The sequence below is a fragment of the Streptomyces omiyaensis genome (assembly GCF_014650895.1).
Taxonomy (GTDB): domain Bacteria; phylum Actinomycetota; class Actinomycetes; order Streptomycetales; family Streptomycetaceae; genus Streptomyces; species Streptomyces omiyaensis.
Window position 1 is genome coordinate 119,012 of sequence record NZ_BMVV01000004.1, and the last position, 14,223, is coordinate 133,234.

Genomic DNA, 14,223 nt, shown 5'->3' on the forward strand with positions numbered 1-14,223 from the left:
GCGAAGGCGCCACACGGCGACGGAGTGCGCGACGGGCCGGGGACACCGGGACAGCGTGCCCGAAGTCCCGTTGACATGGGTGCCGGCGACCTTCATCCTCGCCAGAGAGCGCTCCCCGAGCGGCTCCGGCACCGTCGATCGAATGGACTCGGATGAAACGCCCCACGCTGGAAGTGGTCGCCGCCCGCGCGGGCGTGTCCAAGTCGAGCGTCTCGCGGGTCGTCAACGGCGAGACGACCGTCGCCCCGCAGATCCGCGAGGTCGTGCTGCGGGCCGTCCGCGAACTGGGCTACGTGCCCAACGCCGCCGCCCGCAACCTCGTCACCCGCCGGACGGACGCCGTCGCCGTCGTCGTCGCCGATCCGCCGCAGGGCGTGGTCTCCGACGACCCCCTGTTCTCCACCGTCGTGCGCGCCGTCAGCAGGGAGCTGGAGGCCGCCGGCAAACAGGTCGTGCTGATGCTCGCCGAGTCCGACCGCAGCCGGGCACGGGTCGAGGCGTACGTGGCCGGCGGGCACGTGGACGGCGTCATGCTCGTCGCCCTGCACGGGACGGACCCGCTGCCGGCCGCGCTGGCCAGGACCGGCATGCCGATGGCCTCCTTCAACCGCACGTCCGCGCCGGACGTGCCGTACGCCGGGGTCGACAACACCGGCGGCGCCGCCCTCGCCGTGCGGCACCTCCTGGAGCGCGGGCGCCGGCGGATCGCCGCGATCACGGGGCCGCTGGACCTGTTCGAGGCCCGCGAACGCCTGGAGGGCTACCGCGAAGCGCTCCGGGGAAGCGGCCGGCGGTCGATCGTCGCGCTGGGCGACTTCACCCGGGCGTCGGGCGCCGAGGCCATGCGGCAGCTCCTGGAGGACGATCCGGCGCTGGACGCGGTCTTCGCCTCGAACGACCTGATGGCGATCGGGGCCCTGCGGACCCTGCGCGAGGCCGGCCGCCGCGTGCCCGAGGACGTGGCCGTCGTCGGCTTCGACGACATCGAGGCGGCGGCGTACACCGCGCCGGCGCTCACCTCCGTACGCAGCCCCATGGCCGACCAGGCGATCGCCACGGTCCACCTGCTCCTCGGCCTGATCGAGGGAGGCCCCAGCTCCCCGGTCGTGATCCCGAACGAACTCGTCATCCGCGAATCGACCTGACCGCACCCCCGTCCGGCCGGTCCTCGTCCGGCCGGTCCTCGTCCGGCCGCCGGCCGGAGCTCCTCGGCGGCCGGACGGTTCGGCGGGGGCGGTGTCCGCACGGGTGTCAGGCCGCGTGCGGCGGTCTTCCGGCCGCGACCGACGCGGCCGCCCTGGCGGCCCGCTCGATCTTCGCCCGGTGGGCCGCGCGGGCCCGCTCGTCGACCGGGCTCTCGTGCTCGGCGCGCACGCCGGTCCGGCCGTCGAGGCCCTCGCGCAGGCCGTCGGCGTGCCCGGCGTGCCGGGCGGTCTCGCCGAGGACGTGGACCAGGACGGAGAAGAGGTTCGTGCGGGACCAGGGCTCCGGCCACCACGGCACGTGGCCGGGGGCGTCGGGGGGGGGAAGCGCGCCGATCGTCGCGTCCGCGTGTTCCGCCGCGCGCCGGTAGAAGCCGACGATCCGTTCGCGGGTCTCGTCAGCGGTCGCCCAGAGGTCGCTGCCGTCGGCGTCCCGCCACCGGCACAGCGGTTCCGGGGAGGGGCGGCCGAAGACCCCGCCGAAGTACCTGGCCTCGACGGTGACCACGTGTTCGACCAGGCCGAGGAGATTGGTCCCGCTCGCCGTCAGGGGGCGGCGGGCGTCGTACTCGGACAGGCCGTCGAGCTTCCGGAGCAGCGCCCCGCGGTCCCGCCGCAGCCTCTCGTGCGGAGTTTCCTTCGCGCATGTGTCGATCATGCGGCGCGAGCCCGTCACGGCCCGCCCCCGCCCTCAAGCTCCCGGGCTCCCTTACGCGGTCCACGGCCGGCGGCCGGGCAGGAGCACGGCGCCGGCCCGCCCCGTCCGGCACGGCCCTGGCCCGTCCCGCCCGGCCTCGTCCCCATCGCCCTGCGCCACCGGTCTTCCTGGGTCACCGGTCTCCCTGCGTCACCGGTCTCCCGCCAGGTCGAGATCGCGCCGGGGAACCTCCTCGGGGTCCTCCGCCGGCTTCGGCCGCTGCCACGGGTGGGCGGCGAGGGGCCGGGACACCCCGCGCCACCACGCGTCGGACGGCACCTTCCCCGCGGGTTCGAACGGCTCGCCGGGCCGGGGCAGCGCCACCGCCTGCCCGGCCTCCTCCGCTGCGGCCTTCGTCCACTCGCCCGGCTCCGCCCACGGGTGCGGGGCCAGGTTGAAGGTGCCCCAGTGGATCGGCAGCAGCACGCCGCCGGGCCGGCCGCCCTGGAGGTCCAGGTGGGCCCGCACGCCCTCGTCCGGCGTCATGTGGATGTCCGGCCAGAACGCCGAGTAGGCGCCGATCTGGATCATGGTCACGTCGAAGGGGCCGTGGGCCGCGCCGATCTCCTCGAAGCCCCGGAAGTAGCCGGTGTCGCCGCTGTGGAAGATCCGGTGACGGGGGCCGCGGACCGACCAGGAGGCCCAGAGGGTGTGCTGCCGGTTGCGGATGCCGCGGCCGCAGAAGTGGCGGGCCGGGGTCGCGGTGAGGGTGAGGCCGCCGATCTCGGTGGACTCGTGCCAGTCCAGCTCCCGCAGGCGGGAGGCGGGGACGCCCCAGTGCTCCAGGTGGGCCCCGACGCCGAGCGGGACCGCGAAGAGGGTGTCGGTGCCGGCCAGGGCCTTGATCGTCGGCAGGTCGAGGTGGTCGTAGTGGTCGTGGGAGATCACCACGACGTCGACCGGGCCGAGCGCGGCGAGCGGCGCGGGCGCCGGGTGGAGCCGCTTGGGCCCGGCGAAGGCGAAGGGAGAGCAGCGCTCTCCCCAGACCGGGTCGAAGAGGATCCGCACCCCGTCGATCTCGGCGAGCACGCTGGAGTGACCCAGCCAGGTGACCCGCAGACCGGTGGCGGCGGGCCGGGCCAGGTCCGCCACGGTCGTCGGGTGGACCGGGATCACCCCGGCGGGGGCCCGGCCGGCGCGCCCCTCCTTGTCGAAGTAGACCTTCGCGAGCGCGGAGGTGGAGCCGGACGGGCCGCGGCGGGCCTGCTCGGGGTTCTGGAACACGCCGTCGGCGAAGTGCGGCGAGCGGCGGATGCGGGCCAGCCGCTCCCCCGTCGGCTCGGCGCCGAAGGATTCGGGCCGCAGGGCGCGCAGCCGGGCCCGCAGCGAACGGTCGGAGCCGGTACCGGTCACAGGACCTCCTGGTCGATGGGGATCCTTCCATTATGGGCGGACGGGCCGGGGACCGTCCGCCCGTCGGTCATACTGAACCGTCGTTCAGTAGCCGTCTCCCCCTCCGTCCCCTGCCCACGGACCGCCCCGCAGGCCGCCCCGCCGCCCGCCGCCCGCCGCCCGCCGCCCGCCGCCCGCCGCCCGCCCGAAGGATCCCCATGACCGCCGCCGCCCCGCTGCTCTCCCTCGCCTGGACCGACCACGTCACCGGCCGCCGGGGCCATCTGGTCGTCGACCGGCTGGTCAGGGGCGTCGCCAGCGGCGGGCTGCGGATGCGGGAGGGGTGCACCGCCGAGGAGGTCGCCGGGCTCGCCCGGGGCATGACCATGAAGGAGGCGCTGCACTACGACCCGACGGCCCGGTACGTGCCGCTGGGCGGCGCCAAGGGCGGCATCGACTGCGATCCGCGCTCCCCCGAGGCGTACGGCGTGCTGGTCCGCTACCTGCGCGCGATGCGGCCGTACGTGGAGCGCTTCTGGACCACCGGGGAGGACCTCGGTCTCACCCAGGAGACCGTCGACCGGGCGGTGGCCGAGGCCGGGCTCGACTCCTCCGTGCAGGCCGTCTTCCCGCTCCTGGAGGACGAGGCCGCGGCCCGCGCGCGGCTCGCGGACGCCTTCGCCGTCCGGGTCGACGGCATCGGCCTCGACGCGCTGGTCGGCGGGCTCGGCGTGGCCGAGTCGGTGCTGGTCGCGCTCGACCGGGCCGGGCGGCCGTACTCGGGCACCCGGGTCTCCGTGCAGGGCTTCGGCACCATGGGCGCGGCCGCCGCCCGCTTCCTGGCCCGGGCCGGCCTGACGGTCGTCGCGGTGGCCGACGTGCGCGGCACCATGGTGAACCCGGACGGGCTCGACGTGGAGGCCCTGATCGCCGCCCGCGACGCCCACGCCACCGTGGACCGGTCGGCGCTGCGCCCCGCCGACCGCGAGGAGCCCGGCGACGCCTGGCTCGCGGTCGACGCCGAGGTGCTGGTGCCCGCCGCCGTCTCGTACGCCATCGACGCCGCGCGGCAGGAGCGGATCGGCGCCCGCTGGATCGCCGAGGCCGCCAACATGCCGGTGCTCCCCGAGGCCGAGGCGGCGCTCGCCGCGCGCGGGGTGACGGTGCTGCCGGACGTGGTCGTCAACTCCTGCACCAACGCCTGGTGGTGGTGGACGCTCTTCGGCGACGTCGAGGCCGACGCCGAGCAGGCCTTCGCCCGGGTGCGGAGCGCGATGCGGACCCTGACGGGCGCGGTGCTCGACCGGGCCGAGGCGGACGGCGTGCTCCCGCGCGCGGCGGCGCACGCCCTGGTGGCCGAACGGCTGCCGGTGATCGCCGACCGCTACGGCTGGTACTGACGCGCCCCCTCCGGGCCGCCGCCGACGATCATGACTCCGCCCCGTGCTGTGTAGGCTGCGGGGCGTGGCGAGAGTGCGGTTGAGCGTGGCCGAGCGGCGGGCGGAACTGCTGCGGGCCGCCGTCGCGCAGATCGAGGCCCGGGGTGCCGCCGCCGTCCGGATCGCCGATGTCGCCACCGCGCTCGGCGTCAGCAACGCGCTGGTGCTCTACCACTTCTCCACCAAGGAACAGCTGGTCGCGGCGGCCTTCGCGCACGCGGCGGAGGAGGACCTCGCGCGGCTCCGCAAGATCCTCGGCCGCCGCTCGGCGGCCGGGCGGCGGCTGCGCGCCGCCGTCCGCTGGTACGCGCCGACCGGGCAGGCGAAGGGCTGGCGGCTGTGGATCGAGGCCTGGGCGGCCGGGCTGCGCGATCCGGAGCTGCGGCGGGTCGCCGCCTCGCTCGACCGGGAGTGGAAGTCCGCGCTGACCACCGTGATCGAGGAGGGGGTCGCCGCCGGCGAGTTCCCCTGCCCCGACCCGTCCGGCGCCGCCTGGCGCCTCACCGCCTATCTGGACGGTCTCGCCGTCCAGACGACGGTCTACTCGGGCGGCCTCTCCCGCGCGGCGATGCTCCAGTGGGCGGACGAGGCCCTCGCCCGCGAACTCGGCCTCGCCCCGGACGCGGACTGAGCCCCCGCACGGCACGGGGCCGGAGCGGCACGCGCCGCCCCCCGGCGGTGCGGACCGGGCCGGAGCGGCACGGCGCCGGGCCTCGCCCGTACCGGACGCGGCCGGACCGTCGCACCGAGCCCGAGCCCGAGCCCCGCACCGGGCCGGGCGAGCGCACCGGACCGTCGCACCCGGACCCGGCCGTCCCACCGGGCCGGAGCGGCTCAGAGCAGTTCGAAGACGGCCGAGACGGTGACCTGCTCCTCGATCTCGCCGGGGGCGAGCGGCACGCTCGGCTCGTCGGCCGGCATCGACGGGAGCGCCCCGTGGCCGGGCCGCAGGGACTCGCCCTCGCTGAGCGAGACCAGCCGGCCGAGGCTGTGGCCGGAGAGCCGCGCGTGCTGGGAGGCCTTCTCGTACGCGTCCCGGTAGGCCGCCTCGCGGGCCTTGGCCCGCAGCTCCTTCGGGTCGGCCACGTCGAAGACGACGCCGTGGACCCGCCCGGCGGCCCCGGTGGCGCCGTTGACCGCTCCGATGACCTGGCCGGCGCGGTCGATGTCCCGGACCTTCACGGAGAAGGTCTGGCCCGCCTGGTAGCCGCTCACCTTGGACTCGCCGCCGGTCGTCTGGGTGTAGGCGGGGGTGAGGGCCAGGCTGTCGGTGCGGATGTCCCGGTCCTCGATGCCCTCCTTGCGCAGGATGCCGAGCAGTGCCTCGGCGGCGGTGCTCTGCGCCGCCATCGCCTCCTTCGCCGTCGGCCGGGTGACCTCCACCCCCACCGACAGGATCGCCAGGTCGGGGGCGGCGGAGGCGCTGCCGCTGCCCGTGACGGTGACCGTCGCCGGGGCCTCGGCCCGGGCGGCGGCGTGCGGGGCGGTGCGCCCCGGCGCGGCGGCCGACGCGGGCACCGCGGTGCCCAGGAGGAGCGCCCCGAGGAGGGCGGTGCCGGCGGTGGCGGCGAGCAGCCGGGCCGCGCGGAGGCGGCGGTGCGGGAGGGCGGGCACGGGGCGGTGCGGCACGGGCGGTCCCTTCGACGGTGGGTGCCGGTGGCTCCGGCGGGCACATCCCAGCACCCGGGGCCGCCGCCGCCCGGACGCCACTCCTGGGCGGCGGCGCCCTTCACCTCTCCGCACTAGCGGCCGGCCGGTCAGGTCTGGACGAGCGGCCGGTACGCCTCCTCCGCGAGCCCGAAGGTCCAGGCGACGCCCTCCCGGGCGGTCCGGGTGGCGGGCGGCACGCGCAGCCAGTAGGTGCGGTGGCCGCCGTCGGGTTCGGGCGTCGCGTTGACCACCTCCACCATGACGACGTCCTCGTCGTCGGCGAGCTCGATCCGCCACAGCACGCCCGTCCCGTCCCGCCCCTCGGGCCGGGCACCCGAGTCCTCCAGATAGCGCTCGTAGCCGTAGAACTCCAGCATCACGCGGCGCAGTTCGGCGTTCTCCTCGGTCCGGATCCGCTCCGGGCGGAGGTCCGCGAGCCCGGCCAGGAAGTCCGGTTCGACCGGCATGCCCCGCCAGGCGTGGAGGGCGAAGCCGTCCCGGTGCGCGAGGGCGGGGCCGTCGCCGCGGTCGAGCCGGCCCGCCTCGTCCCGGTGCAGCTCGACGGGGCGTTCGCAGACGACGGCCGCCTTCTCGTACGGCCACCACCAGCCGGCCTGCGCGGCGACGGCCGCGAGTCCGGCGAGCCGGGTCCCGTGTCCGTCGAAGGCGGCGAGCCAGGCGGCGTCCTGCTGGCCGAGGACCGCGTCGTAGAGCAGCTCGCGGCCGTCGGGCCCGGTGGGCGCGCCGGGCTCCCCGCGGTCCCCGAGCGCGTCCAGGACCCCGGCCCTGACCCGTTCGGCGAGCGCCCGCGTCGGGTCCCAGAGGCGGGCTCCGGTGGCCTGCCAGTGCGCCGTCCAGCCGGCCGGCCCGAGCAGGTCGTGGAGCCGGCGCCGCTCCTCGGCCCACGGCAGGGTGCGCACCTCCTCGCGCACCGAGCGGCCGCGGTCGGCGAGGGCGGCGACCAGCTCGACCCCGGCGAGCGGGGAATCGGCCCAGAGGACCCGCTCCGGCGCGGGCAGTCCGGCGGCGGCGTAGGCCAGCCGGATCCCGGCCTCGGCGGCGGCCCGGTCGGCGGGCCCGGTGGCCGCGGCGAGCGCCCGCCACTTCTCGTACGCGTCGCCGGCAACCGCTCCCCCGGCGTCCCGCCGGTCGTCGTCCCGCCGGTCGCCGCCGCTCGTCGTCCCGTCCCCCATGACCGCTTCCTCACGTCGTGTTCCCCCTGCTCCCGACGGCCCCGATGGCACCGACGGCCCCGACGACACCGACGGCCCGACGCCCCCGGCATCGCCCACGGTCCCCGTCCCTCCCACTCCCACTCCCGCTCCCCCCGCTCCGCTCACGTCCCCACGCCCCGCCCGGTCCGCCACGGTCCGCTCAGTCCGCCACGATCCGGTACGCGCCCGGCACGTACTCCCGCTGCCGCACCACCCGGAACCAGCCCCGCGGAAGGGCGATCGGCGCGTGCTCCTCGTGCACCAGCCTTCCGCCCGAGGGCAGTTCGAGCAGGAACGGGCCGTACGGTCCCGGCTCCCGCACCAGCCGGCCGGGGCCCGGCACCGCGTGGGCGTGTCCGGTGACCTCGCCGAAGGCCAGGACGAGCCGTCCCCGCCCGTCCCTCGGCTCGCCCCGCGCCTCCTTCGCCCGGGCGGGCACCGCCCGCTCGTCGACGGGCACGATCAGCACGTCCCCCTGCCGGTACATGGCTCTCCCCTTCCCGGTCCCGGGCCCGGTGCCCGAACACGAGAACGACGCTAGAGGCCGCCACTGACAACACGTCCGGTCCGGCCCCCGCCTCTGCCCGCTGTCGGTGGGACTTGGTAGAACTCTTGCCGTCAGTCCGTACAGCCGTCCGTCGTCTGGAGCACCGTCATGCCCATCGGGGTCCACCTGGAGGAGTTCCACGGCCTCCCCGTCTTCGACTTCCCGGACGCCGGATCGCGCGCCGGGCTCCCCGACGCGGCCGCCGTGGCCTGGCGGCTGTCGAGCCCGACCTACCGCGACGCCGAGGACGAGGAGTGGCACGCGCTCTTCGCGCGCTTCCTCGCCACCGTGGACACCCGGCGGGTCAGGGCGCTCGTCGTCGGCGGCTGGGAGGACGCGTACGACACCTCCTCCGCCGCGATCGTCACCGCGCTCATCGGGGCGAACGACCGGCTGACCGCCCTGGAGGCGGTCTTCCTCGGGGACATGACCTTCGAGGACTGCGAGATCTCCTGGATCGTCCAGAGCGACGTGGCACCCCTGCTCGCCGCCTATCCGGCGCTGCGGGAGTTCGGCGTGCGCGGCGGCACCGGCCTCGCCTTCCCCTCGCTGCGCCACGGCGGTCTGGAGACCCTGGTCGTGGAGGCCGGCGGCCTCGGCGCCGAGGTGGTGCGCGGCATCGCGGGCAGCGACCTGCCCGCCCTGGAGCGGCTCGAACTGTGGCTGGGCACCGACGAGTACGGCGGCGACTCCTCGACCGACGACCTGGCCCCGCTCCTCTCCGGCGAGGCCTTCCCCGCGCTGCGGAGCCTGGGGCTGTGCAACAGCTCCGTCCAGGACCGGGTGGCGGCGGCCGTCGCGGGCGCCCCGGTCGTCGCCCGCCTCGACCGGCTCGACCTCAGCATGGGCGTGCTCACCGACGAGGGCGCGGCCGCGCTCCTCGACGGCCAGCCGCTGACCCACCTGCGCGAGCTGGACCTGGAGCACCACTACCTCTCCGAGACCATGACCGAGCGGCTCACCGCGGCGCTCGCCCCGCACGGGGTGCGGGTCGTCCTGGACGACCCGCAGTCCCCGGAGGACGACGGCGACGGGGACGTCTGGCGCTACGTCGCCGTCGCCGAATGACCACCGGTCCGCGTCTCGTCGTCGTCGGCGACCCCGCCGGGCGGCGCGTCGCGTTCTTCCAGGACGCGCTGCGCGCCGCCGGGCGGCCCGGGGCGCGGGCCGTGGGCTGGCAGGACGTCCTGCGCGGCGAGGCCCGTCTCGCCGCCGGCGAGGCCGTCCGGATCGACTCGCCCGGCGAGGTGCCGGAGGTGGACCGGCTGCTGCGCGGCACCGACGACCCGGCCCGCGTGGAAGGCGGCCGGCGCTGGTACGAGCGGTTCACCGCCGCCGTCTCCGGGCTCGCCGCCGAGGCCGGCCGGGCCGGCGCGGTGCTGGTGGACGACCCCGCCGAGACGGCCGTCCTCTTCGACAAGCGGCTCACCCACGGGCGGCTCGCCGCCGCCGGGGTGCCCGTCCCCGCCTCGCCGACCTCCGGTCCCGGCGGGGCGCCGGTGGGGGGCTGGGACGACCTGGTGGCGCTGATGGACGGCGCCGGGCTGCGCCGGGTCTTCGTGAAGCCGGCGCACGGCTCCTCCGCCTCCGGGGTGCTCGCCGTCGAGACGGCGGGCCCGGGCCGGGTGCAGGCCGTCACCTCGGTGGAGCGGGACGGGGCCGGCCGGCTCTTCAACTCGCTGCGGATACGGCGCTACACCGGCGCGCGGGAGGTCGGCGCCCTGGTCGACGCGCTCGCCCCGGACGGGCTGCACGTGGAGCGCTGGCTGCCGAAGGCGGTCCAGGGCGGCCGGGCGGCCGACCTGCGGGTGGTGGTGACGGGCGGGCGGGCCACCCACGCGGTGGTCCGCACCAGCCGCTCCCCGCTGACCAATCTGCACCTCGGGGGCGCCCGCGGCGACCTGGCCGCCGTCCGGACGGCGATCGCCGCCGCGGGCGGCCGCTGGGAGGACGCCCTCGGCGTCTGCGAGCGGGCCGCCGCGGCCTTCCCGGGCACCCGGTGCGTCGGCGTGGACCTGCTGCCGGGCACCGGCTGGCGCCGCTTCGCGGTCGGGGAGGTCAACGCCTTCGGCGACCTGCTGCCGGGCCTCACCGGCCTCCCGGGCAGCGGCGCCGAGGGCCTGGACACCTACGGCGCCCAGGTGGCCGACCTGCTGCGGACCCTCCCCGCGGCGCCCCGAGCACCCCGAACACCCCGAGCACCCCGAGCACCCCGAGCCACTTCCCCGAGCACCCCAGGAACGAGCACCGCGTGACCCCGACCGACCCCGTGAGCGGGCCCGACATGAACGCCGTCGTCGGCAGCCACGACCTGCTCCTGGTCACCCTCGACACCCTCCGGTACGACGTGGCCGCCGAGCTGGCCGCCGCCGGCCGCATCCCGAACCTCGCCCGCCACCTCCCGGACGGGCGCTGGGAGCGCCGGCACGCCCCCGGCAGCTTCACCTACGCCTCCCACCAGGCGATCTTCGCCGGTTTCCTGCCGACCCCGGCGACGCCGGGACCGCACCCGAGGCTCTTCGCGGCCCGCTTCGCGGGCAGCGAGACGACCGCGGACGGCACCTACGTGTACGACGCCCCCGACCTGGTCTCGGCGCTCGCCGCCGACGGCTACCGGACGGTGTGCGTGGGCGGGGTCGGCTTCTTCGACGGGCGGCCGCCGCTCGGCTCGGTGCTGCCGGGGCTCTTCCAGGAGAGCCACTGGGAGCCGTCCTTCGGGGTGGCCTCGCCGACCTCCTTCGAGGCGCAGGTGGCCCGCGCGCAGGAGGTGGTGGCGGCGCTCCCGGCGGACCGCAGGCTCTTCCTCTTCGTGAACGTGTCCGCGCTGCACCAGCCCAACTGGTTCCACACCCCGGGCGCGAGCCGGGAGGCCGGGGACACCCGGGCCACCCACGCGGCGGCGCTGGAGTACGTCGACCGGCACATCGGCCGTCTCTTCGCGGCGATGAGCAGCCGTCGCCGGTGTTTCGCGATCGTCTGCTCGGACCACGGCACGGCGTACGGCGACGACGGCTTCACCGGCCACCGGCTCGGTCACGAGGTGGTGTGGACCGTGCCGTACGCGCAGTTCGAGCTGGCCGGCCCGGCCGAGGGGGCGGTCGCGTGACCGGCGCCCCGCTCCCCCGCCCGTACCGCTCGTACGTCTACGCCTACCCGCACAAGACGGCGTACCGGCCGCTGCCCGGCCGCCCGGAGCTGGCCGCGCTCTGGGCGGACGAGCCGAAGGACGCCCTGTCGCTCTACGCGCACGTGCCCTTCTGCGAGGTCCGCTGCGGCTTCTGCAACCTCTTCACCCGGATCGGCGCCCCGGACGAGCTGACGGCCCGCTATCTCGACGCGCTCGACCGGCAGGCCGTCGCGGTCCGGGAGGCGCTGGGCGACGCGGCGCCGGTGCGGTTCGCGGCGGCGGCGTTCGGCGGCGGCACCCCGACCTTCCTGACCGCCGCGGAGCTGGAGCGGCTCTGCGACATCGCCGAGCACCGCATGGGCGCGGACCTGCGGGCGGTGCCGCTCTCCGTGGAGACCTCGCCGGCCACCGCGACCGCCGACCGGCTGGCGGTCCTCGCCGGGCGCGGCGCGACCCGGCTCAGCATCGGGGTGCAGAGCTTCGTGGACGCCGAGGCGCGGGCCGCGGTCCGGCCGCAGCGGCGCGCGGACGTCGAGGCGGCGCTCGGCCGGATCCGGGACTCCGGCGTGCCGGTGCTCAACATCGACCTCATCTACGGCATCGACGGGCAGACCGAGGAGTCCTGGCGGTACTCGCTGGACGCGGCGCTCGCCTGGCGGCCCGAGGAGCTGTACCTCTACCCGCTGTACGTCCGCCCCCTCACCGGCCTGGGCCGCACGGGTCCGGCCGAGTCGGACGCGGAGTGGGACGCCCGGCGGCTGCGGCTCTACCGGCGGGGCCGGGACCACCTCCTCGCGCACGGCTACGAGCAGGTGTCGATGCGGATGTTCCGGCGGGCCGGCACGGGCCCGTCCGGACCGGAGGACCACGCCTGCCAGACGGACGGCATGATCGGCCTGGGCTGCGGCGCCCGCTCGTACACCGCGGGCCTGCACTACTCCTTCGACTACGCGGTGGAGATGCGGGAGGTCCGCTCGATCATCGACGCCTACACGGAGACCGCGGACTTCTCCCGGGCCCAGGTGGGCCGGTGGGTGGACGGGGCGGAGGCGCGCCGCCGCCACCTCCTGCAGTCGCTGCTCCAGGCGGAGGGCATGGAGCTCGCCGGGTACGAGGAGCGGTTCGGGGCGTCGGCGCACGAGGACTTCGGGCCGGAGCTGGAGCGGTTCGCGGGGTACGGCTGGCTGGACGGGTCGGCGCCGGACGGGCTGCTGCGGCTCTCGCCGGAGGGCCTGGCGCACTCGGACGGGCTCGGGCCCGAGCTGTTCTCCCCCGCGGTGCGGGCCGCGATGGCCGCGTACGAGCCGAAGTAGGGACGGTCGTGGACCTGACGCTGCTGTACCGGGGGCCGCTCGCCTCCTGCGACTACGACTGCCCCTACTGCCCCTTCGCCAAGCGGCGGGACCGCCCGGAGACGCTCCGGGCGGACCGGGCGGCGCTGGAGCGGTTCACCGGCTGGGCGGCCGGGCGGAGCGGGGACCGGCTGCGGATCCTCTTCACCCCGTGGGGCGAGGGCCTGGTCCGCTCCTGGTACCGGCGGGCGCTGGTGGAGCTGTCGCGGCTGCCGCACGTGGAGCGGGTGGCGATCCAGACCAACCTGAGCTGCCGGACCTCGTGGCTGGACGCGGCCGACCTGGACGCCCTGGCGCTGTGGTGCACCTACCACCCGGGGCAGACGCCGTACGACCGCTTCCTCGGCAAGGCGCTCGACCTGGCGGACCGGGGCGTCCGCTTCAGCGTCGGCGTCGTCGGCCTGCCCGAGCACCACGCGGAGGCGCTGCGGCTGCGGGCCGCGCTGCCGGACCACGTCTACCTGTGGGTGAACGCCGCCGAGGGGCACGCGTACACCGACGCGGAGGCCGCGGTGTGGACCGGGATCGACCCGCTCTTCCCGTACAGCCGGCATCCGCACCGCTCGGCGGGGCTGCCCTGCCGGACCGGCGAGTCGGTGGTGTCGGTCGACGGGGAGGGGACGGTGCGGCGCTGCCACTTCGTCAGGGACGAGCTGGGCAACCTGTACGACGGCTCGTACCGTGCCGCGCTGCGGCCCCGCGCCTGCCCCCTCGCCGTCTGCGACTGCCACATCGGCTACGTCCACCTGGAGACGCTGCCGCTGTACGACGTCTTCGCCGGCGGGGTCCTGGAGCGGATCCCCGCCGGCCGTCCGGGGGCTACAGGGGCATGAGGTCGGGGCGCTTGGCCTCGACGTGGTCGCCGGAGCTCTCGCCGCGCAGCCGCCGGCCGATCCACGGCACCAGGTACTCGCGGGCCCAGAGGATGTCGTCCCGGCGGACCTCCAGCGGGCCCCGCGCGGGCAGCGGCGGCCACTCCTGGTCGGGGTCGGCGGGCACCGGCAGCCCGAGCACCTGCGCCGCGCGCAGCGCGACCCGGGTGTGGCCCTCGGGGGAGAGGTGCAGCCGGTCGTCGTCCCAGGCCCGCCGGTCCTGCACGGACCGGAGCGACCACAGGTCGAGGACCGGGCAGTCGTAGCGGTCGGCGATGGCCCGGACGTGGGCCGTGTACGTGGCGATCTTGCCGCGCAGGTGCTTCAGCACCGGCACGTCACGGGTGTCGAAGCCGGTGGTCACCATGACGGTGCCGACGGCGGAGGTGAGCTCCCGGACGGCCCGCTCGAAGCGCTCGGCCACGTCGTCGGGGTCGGTGCCGGGGCGGATGATGTCGTTGCCGCCGGCGCAGAAGGTCACCAGGTCGGGGGCGAGTTCCCTGGCCCGGGGCACCTGCTCGGCCACGATCTGGTCGAGGAGCCGGCCGCGGACCGCCAGGTTGGCGTAGCGGAAGTCCTCGGGCTCCGGCAGCTGGTCGGCGAGGAGCACCGCGAAGCGGTCCGCCCAGCCGACGTAGCTCCCGCCTGGGCCGGGGTCTCCGACGCCCTCGGTGAAGCTGTCACCGATCGCCGCGTACGACCCGAATGAACCGAACGCGTTCTTGTCTGTTTCTCTCGAATCGTCTGCCACGGCAGCACATCCTTCCGGTTCGGATGTGACCTACGCGACC

The 14,223-nt window shown here is 76.4% G+C and carries 14 protein-coding genes; 8 read left to right on the forward strand and 6 right to left on the reverse strand.

Features of this window, described 5'->3' with window-relative positions; translation table 11 throughout:
• Window positions 1-152 precede the first annotated feature (152 nt).
• Entirely contained in the window at window positions 153-1,145 is a 993-nt protein-coding gene (locus tag IE287_RS08585; protein WP_189848321.1) for a LacI family DNA-binding transcriptional regulator, read from the forward strand.
• A 106-nt stretch (window positions 1,146-1,251) separates the two neighbouring features.
• Here the strand turns inward: IE287_RS08585 and IE287_RS08590 are convergent, their stop codons facing one another.
• Both IE287_RS08590 and IE287_RS08595 read right to left on the reverse strand, forming a co-directional pair.
• Window positions 1,252-1,860: a DinB family protein gene (locus IE287_RS08590; RefSeq protein ID WP_189848322.1), complete on the reverse strand. Its 609-nt coding sequence runs from the start codon at window positions 1,858-1,860 to the stop codon at window positions 1,252-1,254.
• A gap of 189 nt (window positions 1,861-2,049) precedes the next feature.
• Window positions 2,050-3,252, reverse strand: coding sequence for an MBL fold metallo-hydrolase (locus IE287_RS08595; protein ID WP_189848323.1), 1,203 nt, complete (start codon window positions 3,250-3,252; stop codon window positions 2,050-2,052).
• Between the two features lie 197 nt (window positions 3,253-3,449).
• Between IE287_RS08595 and IE287_RS08600 the strand changes: the two genes are divergently transcribed.
• Together IE287_RS08600 and IE287_RS08605 are read left to right on the forward strand one after the other, a co-directional pair.
• Window positions 3,450-4,631: a Glu/Leu/Phe/Val dehydrogenase dimerization domain-containing protein gene (locus IE287_RS08600; protein ID WP_189848324.1), complete on the forward strand. Its 1,182-nt coding sequence runs from the start codon at window positions 3,450-3,452 to the stop codon at window positions 4,629-4,631.
• Between the two features lie 64 nt (window positions 4,632-4,695).
• Window positions 4,696-5,301 carry a TetR/AcrR family transcriptional regulator gene (locus IE287_RS08605; RefSeq protein WP_189848325.1) on the forward strand — a complete coding sequence of 202 codons (606 nt, stop codon included), beginning with the start codon at window positions 4,696-4,698 and terminating at the stop codon, window positions 5,299-5,301.
• Between the two features lie 203 nt (window positions 5,302-5,504).
• On the opposite strand, the gene IE287_RS08610 is transcribed toward IE287_RS08605, so the two are convergent.
• The 3 genes from IE287_RS08610 to IE287_RS08620 all read right to left on the reverse strand — a co-directional run bounded on the left by IE287_RS08610 (window position 5,505) and on the right by IE287_RS08620 (window position 8,021).
• Window positions 5,505-6,299, reverse strand: coding sequence for an SIMPL domain-containing protein (locus IE287_RS08610; RefSeq protein WP_268254972.1), 795 nt, complete (start codon window positions 6,297-6,299; stop codon window positions 5,505-5,507).
• 128 nt (window positions 6,300-6,427) lie between these two features.
• Window positions 6,428-7,513, reverse strand: coding sequence for a DUF6745 domain-containing protein (locus IE287_RS08615; protein WP_229883354.1), 1,086 nt, complete (start codon window positions 7,511-7,513; stop codon window positions 6,428-6,430).
• 181 nt (window positions 7,514-7,694) lie between these two features.
• Entirely contained in the window at window positions 7,695-8,021 is a 327-nt protein-coding gene (locus IE287_RS08620; RefSeq protein ID WP_189848326.1) for a DUF8820 family protein, read from the reverse strand.
• Window positions 8,022-8,189: 168 nt separating this feature from the next.
• Between IE287_RS08620 and IE287_RS08625 the strand changes: the two genes are divergently transcribed.
• Genes IE287_RS08625 through IE287_RS08645 form a run of 5 tightly spaced genes read left to right on the forward strand, consistent with a single transcriptional unit; the run spans window position 8,190 to window position 13,393 of the window.
• On the forward strand, window positions 8,190-9,149 hold the full coding sequence (locus tag IE287_RS08625; RefSeq protein ID WP_189848327.1) for an STM4015 family protein: 960 nt from the start codon (window positions 8,190-8,192) through the stop codon (window positions 9,147-9,149).
• Window positions 9,146-10,336, forward strand: a complete 1,191-nt coding sequence (locus IE287_RS08630; RefSeq protein WP_189848328.1) for an STM4014 family protein — start codon at window positions 9,146-9,148, stop codon at window positions 10,334-10,336. The genes IE287_RS08625 and IE287_RS08630 overlap by 4 nt, the downstream gene beginning before the upstream one ends.
• A 29-nt stretch (window positions 10,337-10,365) precedes the next feature.
• Window positions 10,366-11,187: an STM4013/SEN3800 family hydrolase gene (locus IE287_RS08635; protein WP_189848635.1), complete on the forward strand. Its 822-nt coding sequence runs from the start codon at window positions 10,366-10,368 to the stop codon at window positions 11,185-11,187.
• The gene (locus IE287_RS08640; RefSeq protein ID WP_189848329.1) at window positions 11,184-12,521 is read left to right on the forward strand and encodes an STM4012 family radical SAM protein; all 1,338 of its coding nucleotides are present in this window, start codon (window positions 11,184-11,186) and stop codon (window positions 12,519-12,521) included. Before IE287_RS08635 ends, IE287_RS08640 begins: the two co-directional genes overlap by 4 nt.
• Before the next feature lie 8 nt (window positions 12,522-12,529).
• A complete protein-coding gene (locus IE287_RS08645) occupies window positions 12,530-13,393 on the forward strand; it encodes an STM4011 family radical SAM protein (RefSeq protein ID WP_189848330.1) in 864 nt (287 codons plus the stop codon).
• Here IE287_RS08645 and IE287_RS08650 read toward each other — a convergent pair.
• Window positions 13,380-14,183: an SGNH/GDSL hydrolase family protein gene (locus IE287_RS08650; RefSeq protein ID WP_189848331.1), complete on the reverse strand. Its 804-nt coding sequence runs from the start codon at window positions 14,181-14,183 to the stop codon at window positions 13,380-13,382. The two genes, IE287_RS08645 and IE287_RS08650, sit on opposite strands and share 14 nt — an antisense overlap.
• Window positions 14,184-14,223 lie beyond the last annotated feature (40 nt).